The following is a 21,961-nucleotide window of genomic DNA, read 5'->3' on the forward strand; positions in this document are numbered from 1 at the left end:
CGGTTTTACCGGAGGCTCGTCAATGGACAAGATCAAACCAAAGAAATTCTGGACCACACAACGTATTGGCATTATTGCAGGCAGCACATTGCTGATTGCCTTTCTGGTATATCAATTCTTTTTCGCCGACAAACGCAGCAAGCTGAACGTTGAGCAGGACAAGCTCACTGTTTCAACTGTTTCACAAGGCAAATTTGATGAGTTTATCGTGGTTACCGGGGTTGTTCAACCTTTAAAAACCATTCAGCTGGATGCAATCGTAGGCGGATATGTTACGGAGAAACTCATAGAAGGCGGTAACATGGTAAAGCAGGGCGACATTCTGCTTCGTCTGGAAAACCAGAATTTGAAACTTAGCTTCCTGCAATCTGAAACGGAAGCGAGCCGACTGGTGAATGATCTTCAAAATACGCGTCAGAGCTTGAAAATCGCACGGTTTACCCTGCAAAAAAACCTGAGCGACCTGGATTTCCAGATTGATCAGGCCAAGGATGCACATGACCGTAATACCAAGCTGTATAAGGATAAAGTGATCCCGGATGCGGATTATCTCAAAACAAAACGGGACTACGAAAAGCTGGTAAAACAGCGTGATATCGAGATCCAATCGCAGAAATACCAGGAGGAGAATGCGACTATGCAAATTTCACAACTGGAAAAAACCTTACAGAGCACCCAGAAAAACGTGGCTTTGTGGAGACAAACATTGGATAACCTGGTGGTGAAAGCGCCTGTTTCCGGTCTGCTGTCGTCCATGAACATTGAGGTAGGTTCGAACATCAGCCAGGGACAAAATATTGGTCAGATCGATGACTTGAACGGTTTCAAAATGCGTGTCAGCATTGACGAACATTATCTGTCACGGATTTTTGTAGGACTGATCGGTTCTATGGAATTCAACGGAAAAGATTACGGCTTGAAGATCATCAAAATCTATCCTGAGATCCTCAGCGGACGTTTTGAAGTCGATATGAAATTTGACAAAGGCGCTCCTGAACTGGTAAAAAGAGGCCAGTCCGCACCGATCCGCGTACAACTTGGCCAGCCTTCACAAGCCACATTGCTGCCAGTGGGCGGCTTCTTCTCCGAAACTGGCGGAAACTGGGTATATGTACTTTCCGACGACGGGAAACGCGCTGCAAAACGTAACATCACCCTGGGCCGCAAAAACCCTGAATTCTTCGAAGTCCTCGAAGGCCTGAAACCAGGTGAAAAGGTCATCACCAGCTCGTATGAGAACTTCGGTGACAATGAAGTACTTGAATTTTAGTCCATAGAAAAATAAAATAAATTATTATCAACCAGGCCACAGCCGATAGCCAAAAAGCCCTAAAAAACATGATTAAGATCAGCAACATGCACAAGGTTTTTTCTACCGAGGAAGTAGAAACCACAGCCTTGAACGGAATTGACATGGAAGTGAAAGACGGCGAGTTCGTCGCCATCATGGGACCTTCCGGATGCGGGAAATCCACACTTCTGAACATCCTTGGTCTGCTCGACAACCCGAGCGAAGGTTCGTACGAATTTTACGGTACCGAGGTGGCCAAAATGTCCGAACGCCAGAGGGCCCAAATCCGTAAAGGAAACATCGGTTTCGTATTCCAGAGCTTTAACCTCATCGACGAACTGACTGTTTATGAAAACGTTGAGCTTCCGTTGCTGTACCTTAAAACACCTCCCGCAGAACGCAAAGAAAAAGTAGAAGCAGCATTAACCCGCATGAATATGATGCACCGCCGCAACCACTTTCCACAGCAGCTTTCGGGTGGTCAGCAGCAGCGTACGGCCATCGCCCGCGCCGTGGTTGCAACACCAAAAACCATCCTTGCGGATGAGCCTACGGGTAACCTTGACTCCAAAAACGGGGAAGAAGTAATGAACCTGTTGAGCCAGCTGAATGCCGCCGGAACAACGATCCTCATGGTAACGCACTCGCCTTATGATGCAGGTTTTGCACACCGGATTGTCAATCTGTTCGATGGTAAAATCGTGACAGAGAAGGTGCATGTTTAGCATCCAGTAATTATTAAAAGCCAAATTGACCCATGAAAAAATTCCTTACTATCATCCTGGCTGGCGTATCGACGCTGGCCATCGCGCAAAAGAGGAGCAATGTGAGCAAAAGCATTGCCGACGATGGCAAGACCCTGTCAATCAACATTACCGGGGCAATCGATGGTAAGGAAATCAACCTGAAATGCACAGAATCCGGGATCGTTTATTCAAAGGACAAAGGGCAACATTGGGCTTCTTTGACAGAATCCTTTGAGGAAGATCCGGATGCTTCGGGCATGAAGGATTTTAGTAAGCAGGTCAAGATCAGCTCTGAATCCAATGAGATGTTTCTCCGCTACCGGTTTGTAAAAAATGACGAGGAATTCATTTTTGAAAAAACCGTCAACATTGCGGACAAATCGGAAAGCCAGCGCAAGCGTATTATTGAGGATTTTGAAAAAGAGATAGGATTGCCTGGAAAGGGCATGGAGATATAAATCAAGCCCGTTTTATGTTTAAAAACTATCTTAAAATAGCATGGAGAAACCTTGCTAAGAGCAAGGTATTTTCCTTTATCAACGTGCTCGGGCTGACAATCGGGATCACATGCTGCATGATGATCTTTTTGTATATCATGAATGAATTTGGTGTAGACCAGTTCCATGAGAAAAGAAAGAGCATTTACCGGGTCATGCGGAATGTCGACATGGAAGACATGTCGCTGTCGGTACCTTACCTTTCCGGGCCTTACGCGCCGGCATTACTCAATGATTTTCCGGGTACGATCAAGCAGGCTGTCCGGGTGATGACTTCGAATGGCCTGGTGACGATCGGAGACGATTCATTCAAGGAGAAAAAGCTGTATGTGACGGACGCCAACTTTTTTTCGGTATTCACATTTCCACTCGTCGCTGGCAACGCGGCGTCGGTGCTGAAAGACCCTAATAGTGTGGTACTTACCGAAACCACTGCCAGAAAATACTTCGGCAATGCTGATCCGATCGGTAAGTTTATCGAAGTAGATAAGTCCCTCAAATTAAAGGTTACGGGCATCGCCAAGGATGTGCCTTCCAACTCCACCCTGGATTTCGACCTGGTGTTTCCGATTTCAAATTACGAGAAGGAACCTTGGTTTAAGGTCTGGATCAACAACAACAATTTTACCTACGTTGTACTGGACAAAAATGTTACCAAAGCTTCCGTAGAGCGAAATTTTCCTGTTTTTGTTGACAAATACATGGGAAAGGATATGGCGCGCTTCGGAAGTAAAATGACGCTTTCACTTACACCACTTACCGACATTTATTTCGAGCCGCACGGCGCATTTGATAGTGTGAAACATGGGGACAAAAATGTGGTTTACATTTTCCTTTCCGTGGCAGCGCTCATCCTGCTGATCGCCTGCATCAATTTTACCAACCTCTCCACCATTCGCGCCGTAGAGCGCTCCAAGGAAGTGGGCATGCGGAAGGTGATGGGTGCGCTGCGCAATCATTTGGTATACCAGTTTATCGGCGAGTCAGTGTTGTTGACTGCCATTTCGTGTATACTTTCACTGCTTTTGCTGGGCTTCCTGATGCCGGTTTATAACCATTTGCTCGGCTATAATCTGACGGTTTCCTGGAATGCTGCGCCGCTTTATTTATTCCTGGCAGGCGTGATCGTGATTGTCGGGTTTCTGGCGGGAAGCTATCCGGCTGTTTTCCTGTCGGGGTTCAGCCCGATCCAGGCTTTGAAAGGGAAGTTGAAACTGGGAAAAGGCGGCGCATTTTTCCGGCAGACACTGGTTGTAGTCCAGTTCAGCATTTCGGTGTTTTTGATTGTCGGTACCATTGTGATTATGAGCCAGATGCGGTATGTGAAAAACATGCAGCTCGGCTACAACCAAGACCATTCGATCGTGATGAATGTGAATGGCGACATTTATAACAGCAGCAAAGCTTTTAAAAACGAGCTCGAAAACCTGGGGAGTGTTGCTTCCGTATCTTATATGTCCGGCGAGCCGGGTGGGTTTTTCGACCTGCATGCCATCAGCGCGGAAGGACGAAATGATCTGGTCTGGAAATCACGGACTTCCTTTACTGATTTTGATTATGTCAAAACCCTCGGTCTGAAAATCATCGCGGGCCGGGATTTCTCCAAGGATTTCGGTACGGATTCATTGGAAGCGGCGATTGTGAACCGCACGGCCGCCAAATCGCTGGGCTTCACGCCGGAACAGGCGATTGGGAAATGGGTGAAAAATGTGGTGCGGGATAGTTTGAGAAGGCGGATCGTGGGTGTGGTAGAAGATTTTAATTTTCTCTCTCTCAAAGAAAAAATGGACCCGCTAACCATCACGCCAGGCGACGATTACCGCGTGGTGGTGATCCATCTGAAACCCGGTAATGTGACCAAAGCATTGGCAGACGTGAAAAATGTTTTCGCCAAAATTTCACCATCCTACCCATTTGAATATACATTTCTGGATCAAAAATTCGACGAGCTATATAAGACCGATATCCGCCAGCAGACCATTCTCAGCATTTTTGCAGGCCTGGCCATTTTCATAGCTTGTCTCGGTTTGTTCGGCCTTGCATCTTTCACCGCAGCAAAACGTACCAAGGAAATCGGCGTTCGCAAAGTACTCGGTTCGTCCACGCAAAACATTGTAGTATTGCTCGCCAAGGAATTGCTAAAACCAGTGCTCCTGGCCACCTGCATTGCTATTCCCGCAGGATATTTCGCGATGAGCACCTGGTTGCAAAATTTCAGCTACCGCATGCCCATGCACTGGTGGATCTTCGCATTCGCCGCACTGATCACCATCAGCATCGCTGTTTTGACAATCAGCTTCAAGGCAATCCGCGCAGCACTGATGAATCCGGTGACGTCGCTTAGGAGTGAATAGAAATACCCAAAGCCAACCCTCATGTTCAAAAACTACCTGAAAATCGCCTGGCGGAACTTGTTGAAGAACAAGACATTCAGCTTTATTAATATTCTTGGTTTGGCGCTGGGGATGTCTTGTAGCCTACTGATTATGCTTTGGGTGCAGGATGAGATGAAAATGGACCGGTTTCATGCCAATGATGCGCGCCTCTATTCCGTCATGGAAAACCAGCATTATTCGGGGGTTATCAATACCTACGCCGCTACGCCAGGCATTCTTGCAGAAAATATTGTAAAAGACATTCCGGAGATTGAAATGGCGAGCCAGGTACTTTGGGAAGAGTCGCCGGTGTTCAGGGTAGGTAACGTTTTTGATAATGAAAAGGGAAGGTATGTGCAGGGTGATTTCCTGACAATGACCTCTTTCGATTTGTTGCAAGGCGATAAAAAAACAGCCCTGAGACGCCCCGATGGCGTTGTGATCTCCCAAAAGCTGGCCGAAAAATATTTCAGAGGTCAGGATCCTATGGGGAAAACGATCCGGCTGGATAATAAGGATGATGTGATCGTAACCGGTATCCTGAAAGAACCGTCGCGCTACTCTTCCATGAAATTCGACTTCCTGATGAGCTACGACCGGTGGCAGAAAGTGAATGACTGGTCGAAAGATTGGGGTAACAATGGACCGCGCTGCATGGTGCTTTTAGCCGGAAATACGACGGTTGAAAAAGTGAATGCGAAGATCAAGGATTATATTAAAACCAAGAACAAAGGCAGTAATGTGGACCTTTTTCTGGTCAACTACGGTCAATCCTACCTGTACTCCAACTATGAGGCCGGCAAATTAAATGGCGGACGTATCGAATATGTGCAGATGTTCACGATCGTCGCGGTATTCATCCTGATCATCGCCTGCATCAACTTCATGAACCTGGCAACCGCGCGGTCCGTAAAAAGAGCGAAGGAAGTTGGGCTGAGAAAAGTGGTCGGCGCATTCCGTACCAGCCTCATCGGCCAATTTTTAGGCGAATCGGTACTTATCACCTTTCTCGCGCTGCTCTTTGCACTGCTGATCGTACTGGCACTGACGCCCGCATTCAACACCTTAACCGAAAAACAACTCACGCTCGATTTTACCGATCCTTTTCTGGTGATATGTTTACTGGCATTGACCACCATCACTGGTATCGTGGCGGGGAGTTATCCGGCGCTATTTATGTCGTCGCTCAATCCGGTTACCATTTTAAAAGGGGCATTGAAATTCAAGCCGAGCGCTACTTACTTCCGCCAGGGCCTGGTGGTTTTTCAGTTCGGTTTGTCGATTTTACTGATACTGGCGATGATTGTCGTGTACCGGCAGATCGAATTCATTCAAAATAAAAATCTGGGCTTTTCGAAAGAAAACCTGCTGTATATCTCGGATATCAAGGAAAAAGGGATGGCGAAGAATTTCGAAACATTCCGCCAGGCGCTGCTCAATGAGCCCGGTATCAAATCTGTTTCCAGTTCCCAGGCTAGCCCGCTGGAATATGGAAGTTCTACGATGGGCGTGAGGTGGCCTGGCAAAGACACCACCCAGGAGTTGCTTTTTACAGTGAATCCGGCGGGTTACGGTTTTATCAAAACGATGGGTATCAAGCTGCTCGATGGTCGGGATTTTGATCCTTCATTTGGTACAGATTCTTTGAATTACCTGGTCAATGAAGTGGCTGCGAAGAAGATGGGTTATAAAGATCCCGTCGGTAAAGAGCTGACTATGTGGGGTAAGAAGGGCAAGATCATCGGATTGATGAAAGATTTTCATACCGGTTCTCTGCATGTCGCAATAGAGCCGCTGATTGTCAACCTGCAAGATCCGAAGGCGGTTTGGGGACAGGCGCTGATCCGAACAGAGGCAGGCCAGACGACGCGTGCCATCGCAAATCTCGAAAAAGTGTACCGTCAGTTTAATCCCGGTATGCCTTTCAAGTATCATTTTGCCGACGAGGAATTTGGCAACCAGTACAAGGCCGAGAATGTAGTCAGCAAGCTTTCCAACTATTTTGCTTTCCTGGCAATTTTTATCTCCTGCCTCGGTTTGTTCGGTCTGGCGGCTTTCACCGCTGAGCAGCGAACCAAAGAAATCGGCGTCCGCAAAGTTCTCGGCGCGACAGTCTCCAATCTTGTCGGAATGTTATCCGCAGATTTTCTCAAACTGGTTCTGATCGCATCCTTAATCTCTTTCCCGGTAGCGTGGTACTTCCTGAAAAACTGGCTGGAAAAATACGCCTATCGCATCGATCTTGAATGGTGGTACTTCGCCGTAGCTGGTATCGCCGCACTGGCTATCGCACTTTTCACCGTCAGTTTCCAGGCAATCAAAGCCGCGCTGATGAATCCGATCAGAAGTTTGAAGTCGGAGTAAGCGGGTTAAAACAAAATCTATCAATGTTACGAAACTATCTGAAAATCGCTGTCCGCAACCTGACGCGGAATAAAGTTTTTTCGCTGATCAACATTGCCGGGCTGTCGCTTGGGCTGACTTGTTGTATGCTGATTGTGCTCTATACGAAAGATGAGGCCAGCTTTGACCAGTTTCAGGAGCATAAAAATTCGCTTTACCGGATCATGGTAAGTATGCCGGAGGAAGACGGTTCGACACGTACCATCGGCAGCACTAATGCGGTGCATGGACCAGGCTTCAAACAAGGAATTCCGGAGGTCAGTGATTTTGTGCGGGCACAATCCAATTCATTTGTGGTGCGGAAAGGGAATGAGTTGCTGAACGAGGACATCCTTTTCGCTGACAAAAGTTTCTTCTCCGTTTTTACTATGCCGCTGATTTCCGGTGATCCCCAAACGGTTTTGTCGGACATTCATTCCATCGTCCTTTCAGAAGAACTGGCAAAAAAGTATTTCAATACAACCGACGCGGTGGGCAAGACGATGGAGCTGAAAATCGACGATAAGTTCGAAAGCTTCATCGTATCGGGTATTGCCAAAAACTGTCCGCAAAATTCTTCGGTACAGTTTAAAGCCGTACTGCCATTTGCATTTCAGGAAGCCCGCGGCTGGACGGACACCGAGTGGTTGGGTTTTTACATGAATACATTTATCCTGCTTCACGACAAGGCTAATTACCAGGCGGTTGGCAAAAAAATGACGCAGTATTTCAATGCAAAAATCAAGGAATCGGGGATGTATAAGGACTTTGATTACAAAATCCGGTTCAGCCTTCAACCTTTCCTCGCCATGCATCTGGACCCGGGTGTGAAGGATTTGCGCAATGGTCTGGGCCACGGCAGCGCGCCGGTTTATTCTTATATCCTGTCCGGTATCGCCATTTTTATCCTGATCATTGCCTGCATCAATTTTGTGAATTTAACCGTCGCCCGCTCGCTAAACCGCGCCAAGGAAATCGGGGTGCGCAAGGTGGTTGGCAGTCTCCGGAAACAGCTGGTCTACCAGTTTTTAGGCGAATCGTTTTTGCTTGCTTTCATATCATTCAGCCTCGCCATCGTATTGACGCAAATTGTACTGCCAACATTTAATGATCTCGCCAATAAACAGTTAGCATTAAGCTATCTGCTCGATACCAATCTGGTAGCCGGCTACATCGCGCTCTTTTTCGCGACGGGTCTTATCGCCGGATTTTACCCGGCGCTCATACTTTCCGGTTTCAGTCCGGTACAAACATTGTATAACCGCACGCGCCTCACCCAGAAAAATTACCTGACGCGCGGGCTGGTCGTTTTCCAGTTTGCATTATCAGTTTGCCTCGTCATCGGTACGATTGTCATTTATTCTCAATTCAAATATTTGACCAATAAAGACCTGGGTTACAATGATAAAAACCTGATGAGTTTTAGCGTAGGCCGGGGAGGAAATGAAAAAATGGGTGTGATCCGCGAGGAGTTGGCGGGGCTGGCCGGGATCAAATCAATTGCGGCTTTTAACGGAAACTATAATGGTACCGGGGCCAAAATCGGGGAGAAGGAAATTAGTTTCGGGTACATTGGCGTGGATGATAATTTTCTTAAAACATTGCAGATACCTGTTTTGAAGGGACGGAATTTTTCAAAAAGCTATGGTTCTGATGCCGTGCAGTCGGTGGTTGTCAATGAGGCATTTGTAAAAAAAGCGGGCTGGTCGGACCCAATTGGGAAGGAGATTAATTTTGAATGGAAAAAACAGAAAATGAATGTCATCGGTGTGATCCGTGACTATCACTTTGCTTCTTTGAAGGACACCATCAAACCGCTGCTTCTGACACAGGACCCGAATTACAAACTTGGGACGATTTACGTAAAGCTCGGCTCCGAAGATATTCCCGCGACGGTCAAAGCCATTGAAAAGATCTTCCGTAAGCACATTCCGCTCATGCCTTTTGAATATAAGTTTGAAGACGTCACGAACCTGAAACGCTACGAATCCGAGTCAAAATGGAAGCAAATGATCACCCTGGCCGCGGTGCTTTCAATCTTCGTTTCCTGCATCGGGTTGTTTGGTCTGGCTACATTTAATGCCGAAACCCGGGTTAAGGAAATTGGTATACGGAAAGTCCTCGGTGCCTCAGTCGCCAGCATTACTGCATTATTATCCATCGACTTTGTCAAGCTGGTATTGATTTCTATCCTGCTGGCAATGCCGGTCGCTTACTATGCCTCTGATTATTGGCTCCGTGATTTCCCCTACCGCATCCACATTTCCTGGTGGTACTTCGCCGCCGCAGCATTACTTGCTATATCAGTAGCGCTGCTTACTATTGGTTATCAAAGTATTAAATCAGCCATGCTAAATCCTGTGGCATCGCTTAAAAGTGAATAGTTATGCTCCAAAACCACCTGAAAATCGCCCTCCGGAACCTATATAGCTCCCGGCTTTTCACTACACTGAACATTGTTGGGCTCACTGGCGGGATGGTGGCGGCGGTGTTTATTTTGTTATGGGTTCAGAATGAGCTCAGTTTTAACCAGTACCATGCAAAATCGGGGCGGATCAGCCGGATTGTTACGCATCTGGCGGTAAGCAGGCTGGAAACCTGGCATTGGTCGTCGACGCCGCTGCCGCTGACGAACGAGCTGAGGAAGCTGCCGGAAATTGAGGCAGTAAGTCGCGAGGTCAACGGCGGGACGCTTTCTTTTAATCTCGATGGTAGAAAAGTGAGCGGGCCAAAAGCATCTTATGTAGATACCAACTGGTTTCAAATTTTTGATTATCAATTTGTAGACGGCTCTGCGGCAGCATTTGCTTCTTCGGTTCGCAATGTTGCGATGACGGAATCGCAGGCGAAAAAGATTTTTGGCCGCACAGACGTGGCAGGAAAAACCATTCGCATCGACACGCTGGACCATATTGTTTCCGCGGTTTTTAAAGATAATCCTGCCAATTCCAGCTTCCAGTTTGAGTTTCTGCTACCACTTTCGGGATATCTGGCCAATCCGGAAGTTTATAAAAGTGATAATACCTGGAACAATTTCAATTACCAGACGTTCATCCTGCTCAAACCGAATACCGACCTGAAAAAGCTCGGCAAAAAGCTGACAAGCATTATCTCGGAGTTTAAAAAGGATGATGACGGGAAAAATTCAACCAATACTAAACTGGAACCGGAAATGCTGGCCGACATGCACTTCAATAAGGAAGTGTCGAGCGCGGACAAAAGCAGCGGGGATGAAAAAACGATCTATGTTTTCTTTGGTCTCGGGGTGGTGATCATCCTCGTGGCCTGCATTAATTATGTGAACCTGACCACCGCCCGCGCGAGTGTGCGCTCCAAGGAAGTAGGTGTAAAAAAGTTGCTCGGTGCCAAGCATTCGCATCTTTTCGGGCAGTTTATGACAGAATCGGTACTGACCTGTCTTGCTGCGCTGGCGCTTTCCACGGCACTGATCTTTGTGCTGCTGCCTGTTTTTAATCAGGTTACGGATAAGACATTTGAGATATCTTTTACCAACCCGGTAATCTGGATGATTTTGCTGGGTACGACCTTGATGGCGATCCTGCTGACAGGTATTTATCCGTCATTGTTACTCTCGTCCTTTAAGCCTTTTGAAACATTGCGCGGCAGTAATGTGCTGGGAACGAGTAGTGCATTTTTTAGAAAAAGTCTGGTGGTGGTACAGTTCACAGTGGCAATCATTTTCCTGATTTCCATGCTGGTGGTGCAAAGCCAGATGAAATTTATCCGCGAAAAAGAACTCGGCTACGAGCGTGCGCGCACATTTACCTTCCGGTTGCCCTGGGGTATGAATCCCAAAATCGACCCTGCGACGATCAAAGCAAGGTTATTGAATAAATCGAGCATTGCCGACGTCACGATTTCAAGCCAGAGCATTGTGCAGATCGGTAGCAGCACGACGGGGTCTTACGACTGGGACGGTCGGCCGAAAGATTTTGAGCCCACTGTTTCACAGATTGCAGTTGAAGATAATTTTCAGAAAATGTTTAGTTTAAAAATCGTTGATGGCCGCTGGTTTGACGCTACCCGCGAAGGCGATAAAACCAATGTAATCCTGAACGAAACTGCTGCTAAAAAGTTGAACCTGCGTAAACCGATTATCGGACAAAGATTTGATTTTCAGGGGATGAAAGGAAATGTAATCGGGATTGTGAAGGATTTTCATTACAAGAGTTTGCGGGAAAAAATAGAGCCGCTGGTTTTGTTCAATAACATAAGCTGGTCGCTCGGACTTTATGTCAAAGCGCAGCCCGGCAAAGAAGCGGAGGCGATCAAAGCGGTGTCAAAAGTCTGGGACCAGACGGTACCAAATTATGCGTTGGAATATACTTTCCTGGACGAAACTTATGACAGGCTTTACAAAAACGAAGAGCGAACCGCAACCTTGTTCAACACATTCACATTCACGGCTTTACTGATTTCCTGCCTGGGATTATTCGGCCTCGCCACATTCACGGCCGAGCGCCGGGTGAAAGAAATCGGCATACGCAAAGTGCTCGGTGCCTCGGTAGCCGGCATCGTATCGCTACTTTCAGCCGATTTCATCACGTTGGTTTTCATCTCGATCGCAATCGCTTCTCCCATAGCCTATTATGCCATGAATAAATGGTTGCAAGGATTCGAATACCGCATCGAAGTCAACTGGCTGATCTTCACCATCGCCGCCCTATCCTCCATCGCCATCGCAACGCTTACCATCAGTTATCAGAGCATTCGAGCAGCACTGATGAATCCGGTAAAGTCGCTTAGAAGTGAATAAAACAATATCTTATGTTCAAAAATTACTTCAAAATCGCCTTCCGAACCCTTTGGAAAAACCGCCTTTTTACCGGGATTAATTTGTTAGGGCTTTCGCTGGGATTGGCGAGTGCCGGGGTTTTGATCCTTTTTATTCAGCGCGGGATTACGTTTGATACATTCCACAAGGACATTGACCAGATTTATTTTGTCCAGACGGAAGGAAAAGACGGGCGGTACAACCAAACGGTGCATCCGATTTTAGGGCAGTTGGTCAAAACTTATCCCGAAATCAAAACGGGTACGCATTTTCAAGGGTGGAGCAATCTTTGGATCCATTATAAGGGCAAGGATTTGCAGGGCGATACCAAGTTTGTGGATACCACTTTCTTCGATGTTTTTTCATTTAAACTTAAATACGGTGACGCGCGCACGGCATTGCGGAAAAAGGAATCTGTCGTGCTCAACCAGAAAATTGCGCAGGCGCTTTTTGGTGATAAAAAACCTGTGGGAGAAACGGTTACGGTAAATGATACGCTCAATTTTACGGTCACGGGCGTGCTGGAAAAGGTGCCGGAGAATTCTTCTTTACAGTTTGAGGTCTTGGCGCCGATCGCATTTCTGGAAGCGGATAAAAATTTCAAGGAGAATGCAGATTGGTACAACACATTTGCGAGGGTATATCTCAAACTGGATAAAAATGCAAATGTGGCCAAGCTAGAAAAACAGTTCCCACAGTTTGCAAAAGCACATTTTGGCACGGAGGCGAAGATCCGACAGCTGCATATTGAGCCCTTTAAGGAATATATCCACCAGGAAAACCCAAGTTTCAAATGGATGATCTACGGCGCGATCGCGATTTCGGTTTTTATTTTGCTGATCATCAGCATTAACCTGCTCAATCTCAATACCGCCATCGCTTTTACCCGCGCCAAAGAAGTGGCGGTAAGAAAAGTGACGGGCTCGAATTTGAGGCAAATCTTAATTCAGTTTTGGACAGAATCCGGCATCGTGCTGTTCGCTTCTCTGGCGCTTGCCATACTCGTGGGTACCAGCTACCTCGTGCCGCAATTCAACGAATTTAGGTCGGGAAGGATGCAATTGGTGCTGAACTGGGAGCAGGATTATATGACATTTTTGACGCTGGCCGGCGTGATCAGCCTGATCGCCATCATAGCCGGCACTTACCCGGCGGTTTATCTCAACAAACTGGATATCCGGGACACGATCAAAGGCAAACTTTCGAACAAAACTTCGTCAAGAGGCTGGACGCGAGGCACATTGATCGTCATTCAGTTTGTCATTGCATTCGGGCTGGTGATCGGCGCGATTACTGTTCGCAAGCAGGTAAGTTTCATGCGGCAGGCCGATCTGGGCTTTGAGCATCAGGATGTGGTGGTGGTTTCGGCGGATTTGCAGTATAAGGACGAGGAAGCTGCATTCAACCAGTTCAGGCCAATGTTAGATGAATTGAAGCGCGATTCAAGGGTGAAAAGTGTGGCGACTTCCGGCGTCGTACCGACCAAGTATTGGAGTAATTACAATGTGTATCTGCCAGAAGGTGAGGACAATAAAGAAATTCGTTTCAAGCATGTTGGGGCAGGTCCGGGGTATACCGAGACTTACGGAATCAAAATGTTGGAGGGACGTAATTTTTCGAGTGAAATTGATCAGGATGGAGAAAATAATCCGGTAGTAATCAACGAATCGGCCATGAAGGCGCTGAACTGGAAATCGGCAGTTGGAAAGCGTTTACGTCAGAAAAATAACCCGAAAGTTTATACGGTGATTGGGGTGATGAAAGATTTTCATTACCAGGATTTGAAGGACAAAATCGAACCGCTGCTGCATTGGTACGAACCTGCCGGGCTAAATGCTTATGTGAGTGTCAAACTGAATGATATCCGTCAGGCAAAAAGCGTCATGGCCGGGCTGGAAGCCAAAATGAAGCAGATTCCGGCCAGAAAACCTTTCAGCCTTTTCTATGTAAGCGACGAACTGAGCCGGCAGTACAACCACCTCGACGGCATCTGGAAAATGGTCAATTTCGTGACAATCCTTTCCATTATCATCGCACTAGCCGGCGTTTTCGGCCTGATCACCCTTGCTGCCAACCAGCGGACCAAAGAAGTCGGGATCAGAAAAGTGCTCGGGGCATCCGTCGGAGAAATCACCTTCCTGCTCGCCCGCGACTTCATGATCCTTGTCACAGCTGCCGTCATCATTGGCCTACCCGTCGCATACACCTTCGAATCCAGCTACTTACGCAGTTTTGAGTACCGTACCTCGATTGAGTGGTATGTGTATGCTTTGGTTGGATTTGGAGCTCTGGTATTGACATTGGGCACGGTCGGGTTTCAGAGTATTAAGGCTGCGCTGACGGATCCGGTGAAGAGTTTGCGGAGTGAGTGAGATTGGAGTTTTCCAAGCCCCTAATACCGAACAAAAAGTGTCCGAAAGCGGACACTTTTTTTATTAAAAAGATATTTAAAGATTTGATTTTCAAGTGATTAAAATGAAGTAGGTCTTCCTGGTATAATAATTCAACACTGGCAGCAGGAACTTTGCAAAGCGTTCTATATCTGTTAGCCATGATTAAAAATTATTTGAAAATTGCGTGGAGAAATGTGCTTAAAAGCAAGCTGTTTTCTACGATTAATGTCTTTGGTCTGTCCGTCGGGATGACCTGCTGTATGTTGCTGCTGCTCTATGTGTTGAGCGAGGTTTCGTTTGACAAACATCAGCAATATGCCAATGATCTGTACTTGCTCAGAAGCGAGAATGTCCAGCCGAATGGTGAGAAAATGGATAACCCGCGCGGCCCGGCACCTTATGCGCTGACTGTGAAAGCTGAATTTCTGGAAGTAGTGCAGGTGACAAGGCTCTGGCAGAATTTCATGGAAGACAAGACCTTGCTCAAAGTGGAAGAGGCCGGGAAAACCGTGAAATCTTTCTATGAAATGAAGGGAACCCACGTTGATTCCACATTCTTCGACGTGTTCACTTACAAATTTATTGAAGGCAATCCCAAAACTGCATTGAATGACCCGCATGCCATCGTCCTTTGCGAGGATGTCGCGCACAAACTTTTCGGCAATGAATCTGCACTGAATAAAAACATCCGGATCGGGGGGAAGACTGGAAATAATGAAGTTTTCACCGTCACAGGCGTCTACAAAGACGAAAGCGCGCGGTCACACATTGATGCGCGTTTTTTTGTGTCGCTGAAAGCAGGCTGGGTAGGAGAGTACCTTCAGCAGTCCAACCTGGACTTCACCAGCAACAATATGTTCTATCATTATCTGCGCCTGCAACCCGGTACAGATCCGAACAAATTCAGTAAAAAGCTCCCTGCATTTATTGAAAAATATGCGCGTAAAGATTTGAAAGCGGCTGGTTTTGACAAAAAACTCGCTTTGCTGCCTGTCAAGGACATTCACCTTTTTAACAAAATCGACAGGATCGTCACTTCCACCACCAGCACGACTTACCTGTATGTGCTGGCTTCGATCGCCATTTTTACCTTATTGATTGCCTGCATCAACTTCATGAACCTCGCCACCGCGCGCTCGGCGAAACGCGCCGCGGAAGTAGGCATGCGGAAAGTAATGGGTGCCGGAAAAGGCGGCCTGATCGGGCAATTCCTGGGTGAATCTATGGTGCTGACATTCATTGCGCTGATCGCCGCGGTAGGTTTCGTGATACTGTTTTTGCCGGTTTTTAATCAGCTGGCAGACAAAACACTGGACTTCTCGACTCTGTTTGAACCAAAAATTGTCCTGGCTTTTATTGCGTTAGCTATTATCACCGGCCTGCTTTCCGGAAGTTATCCGGCGTTTTATTTGTCGGTTTACAATCCTCTGGATGTGATCAAGGGTAAGTTTGTGAATTCGGTCTCTGCTACTGCATTGCGGCGCGGATTGGTGGTTTTCCAGTTTGTGATTTCCATCGGCCTCGTGGTAGCTACGATTGTGATCCAGGGACAAATGAAATTCATGCAGGAGCAACCGCTGGGTTTTACCAAAGATCAGCAGATCGTGATCCCGTTCCGGAGCGATCGGGCACGGCAAGCGTATGCGTCACTTCGTAACGAGCTGTTGCAGGATTCTCGTATCACCTCGGCGGCAGGCACCTCTTACTATCCGGGTATCCTGAATCCCAGTGATATGTCGGTCTATCTTCCCGGGCAGAGTGTGAATGAAGATCGGTTGATCAAAACCAACTGGGTATCTCCTGAATTCATGAAAACCATGAATTTCGAGTTGAAGGCCGGGCGAATGTTCTCGAATGAATTTCCTGGCGATACCAGCATGCGGATCGTGGTCAATGAAGCAACATTGCGCAAATTCGGTGTGCCGATGGAAAAGGCGATCGGGCAAAAACTCAATTTTGACGACCGCTACGATCATACCACCAAAGCGCTAGAAATCGTGGGTGTTGTGAAAGATTTCCACTTTCAGGATTTGCACCAGGCGATCGAGCCCTACGCGTTTTTCCTGAACCTAGACCCGGGTCATAACTACATTATCGCCCACGTCAATACCAAAGAAGTGAGCAGCGTACTTCCATTTATCGAATCAAAATGGAAATCTCTCATCCCCGACGAACCCTTTACTTACAGCTTCCTGGACGAAGATTTTCAAAGAAACTACGCCTCAGATGCCCGGACGTCCCGCATTGTCAATTCATTTACAGTGATTTCCATTCTGATTTCCTGTCTTGGTTTGTTCGGTCTGGCGGCTTTCGCGGCGCAGCAGCGGATCAAGGAAATTGGCGTGAGGAAGGTACTCGGGGCGTCGGTCGGCAGCATTGTCACCTTATTATCGGGTGATTTTGTAAAGCTGGTTATCATTTCCATCGTCATCGCCACGCCGCTAACCTGGTACGTGATGGATCAATGGTTACAGGATTTCGCCTACAAAATTTCCATCCAATGGTGGATGTTCGTACTGGCAGGCCTGCTCGCCGTGATCATCGCATTGCTTACAGTAAGCACCCAGGCCGTAAAAGCCGCGGTAACTAATCCCGTGAAATCTTTGAAAAGTGAATAGAAGCTATGTTCAAAAACTATCTCAAAATCGCGTTTCGTAACCTTTGGAAAAATAAGGGTTATGCTTTTATTAATATTGTGGGACTTTCGGTGGCGTTTTGCGCTGCCGTTTTCCTGTTTCTGACCGCCTATTTTTCCTTGTCTTTTGATAAATTTCACAAGGATAAGGAGCGGATTTTTCAGGTTTATTTCTTTTCCAATGATCCTGAGCGAGCGTCGAGAACTGGCGGCATGCCTTTTCCTATCACGCCGGCGTTGAAAGCAGAATTTCCGGAGGTGGAAGCCGCAGCGCGGATCGTCAACGGAAGTGATGTGATCGAGTATAACGGGAAATATTTTGACAAACAGATCATGTTCACCGAGCCTGATTTCCTTCAAATATTCTCGTTCCCGCTTTTGAAAGGCAACCCCCAGTCTGCCCTGGGGGACCTGAGCAACATCATCATCAGCGAAACTACCGCGAAGGCAATCTTCGGAAACGAGGAGCCGATGGGTAAGCAATTGCAGGTCGGTCTGGACGAAAATAAGAAGCAGTACATTGTTACCGGTGTTTTAAAAGACCATCCCGACAATTCCTCAATTAAGTTTGACGCTTTTGTCAGAAGTGAAAATGTGGGCAACTACAAGGGGCTGATTGACCATTGGAGCGCATTTTCCCACAAAGTTTTTTTGAAACTGAAACCTTCGGTAGACCAGCTTACATTTGAGAAACGCCTTAAACCTTTTGCGCAAAAATATTTCGCTGAGAGCTTTACCAAACTGAAAAAGGCAGGCGCGAAGCCAGACGAGCGGGGAGATATCTTTGCGATCCGGCTGCAAAATCTGAAAAACGTACATTTTGACTCAGATATCGCGGGCGGCAGCAGTGCACCTGTCGCGCTGGTTTATGCATTGATGGGCATTGGCTTTTTTATTATGCTGATTGCCTGTATCAATTTTATCAACCTCAATGTGGCCCGATCATTTATCCGTGCGCGGGAGGTAGGTGTAAGAAAATCGCTTGGCGCTTTAAAAAACCAACTTTTTGTTCAGATCTGGGGTGAAGCAGGCGTAATCTGCTTCCTTGGATTTTTGGGTGGAATTGGTTTGGCGATTCTTCTGATACCTGCATTCAATGCGACTTTCCAGGGCAAGATATCACTCGATTACATTTTTCAGCCTGATAAAATCGCGCTGCTGACTACACTTTTTATACTGGTAACATTCATCGCTGGCGGCTACCCTGCGTGGCAAATGTCCAAGTTTAATGCGGTGGAAGTTTTAAAAGGTAAGGTATCCCTGAAAAAGCCTGGCCTGCTTCGTAACTCGCTCATTGTGGCGCAGTTTACATTATCCAGTCTCTTGATTTGCTGCACCATTATCGCTATTCAGCAGGTCAAACATTTGAAAACACAGCCGCTGGGTTACGAGAAAGAACAGGTGATCAGCATTCCGGTGGGCAGCCGGGTGAATGGTAGCCAGGTTTTGGCGCGGATGCGGAACAAGCTCGCCGGCGACCCCAACATTGTCTCGGTTACCGGCAGCGCTGTAAACCTCGGCGTGGGCATGGACAGAAGTACCACAAGGAGCGTCCAGGGGTTTACATATAATGACAAGGAAATCTCGACGGACTGGCTGCATATTGACTACGATTATTTCAAAACACTGAACATTAAAATGCTCGATGGCCGCGAGTTTAGCCCGGCTTTTCCATCCGATTCGCTGGACCGTGTGATCATTACAGAAAGCATGGCCAAAATGTTGGGGGAAAAAGAGCCGGTCGGCAAGTTTTTTCAGACGGATACTGCTGGTGTTAAATACCAGATCATCGGCCTCGTCCCGGATTTTAATTTATATTCTACCAAAGCCGATAAGAAACCGATTACGATGTATCTCTCACATTCTGAGTCGGTAGGCTATATTTTTGTGCGGGTAACCCCACAAAGTCTCACCGCATCGATGGAAAAGCTTCGCCACATTTGGAAGGAACTGGCGCCAACGGCCGAATTCATCGGGTCGTTTGTGGATGAAAATACCAATGCCTGGTACAAGGAAGAAGACAGGTTGTCGCGTGTGTTCAGCCTGGCTTCGGGGATTGCTATTATTTTGTCCTGTCTCGGACTTTTTGCCGTAGCATTGATCGTCATGGAGCAGCGTACCAAGGAAATCGGGGTACGCAAAGTGCTGGGTGCCAGCATTCCAAATCTGGTGTTTGTGCTTTCGCGGGATTTTGTAAAACTGGTGGTCGTTGCCATACTCATAGCTACGCCGCTCGCATGGACTGCCATGCAAAAATGGCTGGATAACTATCCTTACCGCATCGAAATCAGCCCGCTGCTCTTTATTCTGGTCGGTTTGGGGGCGGTAATTGTTGCGGTAGCCACGGTGAGTTTTCAGAGTATCAAAGCCGCATTGATGAACCCCGTCAAATCCCTGAAAAGCGAATAGTTACCTTCTTATTACCGATAGCCATGATTAAAAATTATCTCATCACCTCGCTCCGGAACATCCGGCGCAACTGGAATTTTACGGTCATCAATGTCACAGGCCTTACCCTGGGCCTGGCTTGCTGCCTGCTCATTTTCTTCACCGTCCGCTACGAGCTGAGTTTCGACCAGCACCATCAAAATGTTGACAAAACCTACCGGATTGTCAGGCATGCCAAAGCGGCTGGCGATAAAGGTTATAACCCCGGCATGATGCTACCTGCGCTGGAAGCATTGAAAAATGATTATCCCGAAATTAAAAACCTGCTGGCCTGCACCTATGCGATGCGCGAAACATTGATCACGATCGGGGATGGGGCGACGCGCAAGAAATTTTCGGAACCGTTTTATTCGGTTTCGTTTATCGCACCGGAGTATTTCAATATTTTTTCCTACAAATGGATCAAGGGTTCGCCCATGACGTCGCTCAAAAATCCGGGTTCCGTAGTGCTGTCAGAGGCACAGGCGAAGAAATTTTTTGGCAATGCAGATCCGATGGGCAAGACGATCAAGGTTTCCAATAAAAAGGATTTTGTGGTGACCGGGCTTGTGCAGGACCCACCTGCCACGACGAGTTTGCCATTTACGACCTTGCTCTCGTTTTCTTCCCTGAAAGACTTTGGCGCATTCACCAACTGGGACGATTGGGTGAGCAGCTATGGCGGCGGGCAAATGTATATCCGCCTGCCTGAAAAGCTCAGTAAGGCACAAATGGAGAAAAATCTGGCTGCGCTAAGCAAGAAATACCGGGATCCGAAAGATGCTGCCGAGGAGCAATTTGTGCTGCAGCCGATGAATGACATTCATTTTGACAACCGCACGCAAAATTACGCGGGACGTACCATTTCCACGGGAATGATCTGGTCGATGGTGCTGATCGGCGTATTTATCCTGGTGACGGCTTGCGTGAATTTTATCAATCTGGCTACCGCCCAGGCATTGAGAAGAGCCCGTGAAGTAGGTGTCAGAAAGGTTTTGGGAAGCACGCGCGGTCAGTTACTACGTCAATATTTCTCCGAAACTGGTATTCTTACTGTACTGTCTATCGTCCTGGCTTTGATCGTGGCGCAACTCGCATTACCCTATGTTTCGGAGATCCTGAACATTCAATCCAAAGGTGTTTTATTTATTAAAGACCCGTCGATCCTGCTTTTCCTGTTGGGGCTGGCTGTTGTTACAACTTTGTTATCAGGTGCTTATCCAGCATTGGTGGTGTCGGGTTACCAGCCGATCCTTGCCTTGAAAGGTAAAATGAAATCAAGCGGTAACGGGCAATCGAACTTGCGGAAAGGATTGATCGTACTGCAATTCACGATTTCGCAAGTGGTACTGCTGGGTACCTTGATCGCCTACACCCAGATGAAACACTTCCGGACGATGGACCTGGGTTTTGAAAAAGATGCAATCGTAAGCATGCCGATCCCGGATACCGAGGGCGGTAAAATGGAAGCGCTCTACGCCAAACTTTCGAACGAGCCGGCGATCAAACAAATGAGTTTCAGCGCATTCACGCCAATGTCGCGAAGCAACTGGCAGACAGCTTTTAAATACGAAAACGATACGGAATTCCTGGACTACGAAGTGGTGATGCGCCCCGCGGACACGGCTTACGTGAAGACGTACGGACTGCAGCTTCTGGCCGGGCGAATGTATCTGCCCGCAGATACGATGCGCGAATATGTGATCAATGAAGCTTTTGTAAAGAAGTTGGGTTTTAAAAATCCGGCAGACGCGATTGGAAAAAGGTTGACGATTGGCGGCAGCTCGGTGAAGCTTCCGATTGTGGGTGTTGTTAAAAATTTCAATACATATAGTCTGCACCGTGAGATTATCCCTTGCGCACTTACTACTTCAAAGGGAAATTACGGCACATTGGGTATAAAGCTCGCAGCAGGCGCCAGTCCTGACCTGATCGGCCGCATTGAAAAGGCGTGGACGCAGTCTTTCCCCGATTATTTGTTCAAATATTCTTTTCTGGATGAGACTTTAAATAGTTTTTACGAAAAAGAAGAAAAGCTTTTTCAGCTCTTCAAGATCCTGGCGGGTATCGCGATTTTCATTGGCTGCCTGGGACTTTATGGCGTGGTGGCATTCATGGCGGAGTCGCGCACAAAAGAAATGGGAATCCGCAAAGCGATCGGTGCAACGGCGTTCAATATTTTCAGTCTTTTCTCGGTTGACTTTGTCAAACTGGTTGTGGTTGCCCTGGTCATTGCGTCGCCCATCGCGTGGTATTTCATGAATGAGTGGCAGCAGGACTTTACTTACAAAGCCGACATCAGCTGGTGGTTGTACGTGGCGGCAGGTATCTTCGCGATCATCGTCGCGCTGGTAACTGTGAGCTTCCAAAGCATCAAAGCAGCATTGATCAACCCTGTAAAAGCACTTAGAAGCGAATAA

General features: G+C 47.3%; 11 protein-coding genes. All 11 read left to right on the plus strand.

Annotation, left to right across the window (positions count from 1 at the left end; all coding sequences use genetic code 11):
- Positions 1 to 22 precede the first annotated feature (22 nt).
- Positions 23 to 1,270 carry an efflux RND transporter periplasmic adaptor subunit gene (locus FEN17_RS16170; RefSeq protein WP_138366957.1) on the plus strand — a complete coding sequence of 416 codons (1,248 nt, stop codon included), beginning with the start codon at positions 23 to 25 and terminating at the stop codon, positions 1,268 to 1,270.
- 68 nt (positions 1,271 to 1,338) lie between these two features.
- A complete protein-coding gene (locus FEN17_RS16175; protein WP_138366370.1) occupies positions 1,339 to 2,016 on the plus strand; it encodes an ABC transporter ATP-binding protein in 678 nt (225 codons plus the stop codon).
- 32 nt (positions 2,017 to 2,048) lie between these two features.
- Positions 2,049 to 2,495 (plus strand): hypothetical protein, encoded by a 447-nt coding sequence (locus FEN17_RS16180; protein ID WP_138366371.1) that lies wholly within the window; start codon positions 2,049 to 2,051, stop codon positions 2,493 to 2,495.
- Positions 2,496 to 2,509: 14 nt separating this feature from the next.
- Positions 2,510 to 4,888 carry an ABC transporter permease gene (locus FEN17_RS16185; protein WP_138366372.1) on the plus strand — a complete coding sequence of 793 codons (2,379 nt, stop codon included), beginning with the start codon at positions 2,510 to 2,512 and terminating at the stop codon, positions 4,886 to 4,888.
- Between the two features lie 21 nt (positions 4,889 to 4,909).
- On the plus strand, positions 4,910 to 7,273 hold the full coding sequence (locus FEN17_RS16190) for an ABC transporter permease (protein WP_138366373.1): 2,364 nt from the start codon (positions 4,910 to 4,912) through the stop codon (positions 7,271 to 7,273).
- 23 nt (positions 7,274 to 7,296) lie between these two features.
- Positions 7,297 to 9,675, plus strand: coding sequence for an ABC transporter permease (locus FEN17_RS16195; RefSeq protein ID WP_138366374.1), 2,379 nt, complete (start codon positions 7,297 to 7,299; stop codon positions 9,673 to 9,675).
- Positions 9,676 to 9,677: 2 nt separating this feature from the next.
- Positions 9,678 to 12,068 carry an ABC transporter permease gene (locus FEN17_RS16200; RefSeq protein ID WP_138366375.1) on the plus strand — a complete coding sequence of 797 codons (2,391 nt, stop codon included), beginning with the start codon at positions 9,678 to 9,680 and terminating at the stop codon, positions 12,066 to 12,068.
- A gap of 11 nt (positions 12,069 to 12,079) precedes the next feature.
- Positions 12,080 to 14,458, plus strand: coding sequence for an ABC transporter permease (locus FEN17_RS16205; protein ID WP_138366376.1), 2,379 nt, complete (start codon positions 12,080 to 12,082; stop codon positions 14,456 to 14,458).
- Positions 14,459 to 14,637: 179 nt separating this feature from the next.
- On the plus strand, positions 14,638 to 17,097 hold the full coding sequence (locus tag FEN17_RS16210) for an ABC transporter permease (RefSeq protein ID WP_138366377.1): 2,460 nt from the start codon (positions 14,638 to 14,640) through the stop codon (positions 17,095 to 17,097).
- Between the two features lie 5 nt (positions 17,098 to 17,102).
- Positions 17,103 to 19,523: an ABC transporter permease gene (locus FEN17_RS16215; RefSeq protein WP_138366378.1), complete on the plus strand. Its 2,421-nt coding sequence runs from the start codon at positions 17,103 to 17,105 to the stop codon at positions 19,521 to 19,523.
- Between the two features lie 23 nt (positions 19,524 to 19,546).
- Entirely contained in the window at positions 19,547 to 21,961 is a 2,415-nt protein-coding gene (locus FEN17_RS16220) for an ABC transporter permease (RefSeq protein WP_138366379.1), read from the plus strand.

It is taken from the genome of Dyadobacter luticola, assembly GCF_005860805.1.
Lineage (GTDB): Bacteria > Bacteroidota > Bacteroidia > Cytophagales > Spirosomataceae > Dyadobacter > Dyadobacter luticola.

Bases quoted from the DNA above. Each gene is read 5' to 3' on its own strand.
- FEN17_RS16170 (WP_138366957.1), top strand. From the start codon at position 23: ATGGACAAGATCAAACCAAAGAAATTCTGGACCACACAACGTATTGGC.
- FEN17_RS16175 (WP_138366370.1), top strand. From the start codon at position 1,339: ATGATTAAGATCAGCAACATGCACAAGGTTTTTTCTACCGAGGAAGTA.
- FEN17_RS16180 (WP_138366371.1), top strand. From the start codon at position 2,049: ATGAAAAAATTCCTTACTATCATCCTGGCTGGCGTATCGACGCTGGCC.
- FEN17_RS16185 (WP_138366372.1), top strand. From the start codon at position 2,510: ATGTTTAAAAACTATCTTAAAATAGCATGGAGAAACCTTGCTAAGAGC.
- FEN17_RS16190 (WP_138366373.1), top strand. From the start codon at position 4,910: ATGTTCAAAAACTACCTGAAAATCGCCTGGCGGAACTTGTTGAAGAAC.
- FEN17_RS16195 (WP_138366374.1), top strand. From the start codon at position 7,297: ATGTTACGAAACTATCTGAAAATCGCTGTCCGCAACCTGACGCGGAAT.
- FEN17_RS16200 (WP_138366375.1), top strand. From the start codon at position 9,678: ATGCTCCAAAACCACCTGAAAATCGCCCTCCGGAACCTATATAGCTCC.
- FEN17_RS16205 (WP_138366376.1), top strand. From the start codon at position 12,080: ATGTTCAAAAATTACTTCAAAATCGCCTTCCGAACCCTTTGGAAAAAC.
- FEN17_RS16210 (WP_138366377.1), top strand. From the start codon at position 14,638: ATGATTAAAAATTATTTGAAAATTGCGTGGAGAAATGTGCTTAAAAGC.
- FEN17_RS16215 (WP_138366378.1), top strand. From the start codon at position 17,103: ATGTTCAAAAACTATCTCAAAATCGCGTTTCGTAACCTTTGGAAAAAT.
- FEN17_RS16220 (WP_138366379.1), top strand. From the start codon at position 19,547: ATGATTAAAAATTATCTCATCACCTCGCTCCGGAACATCCGGCGCAAC.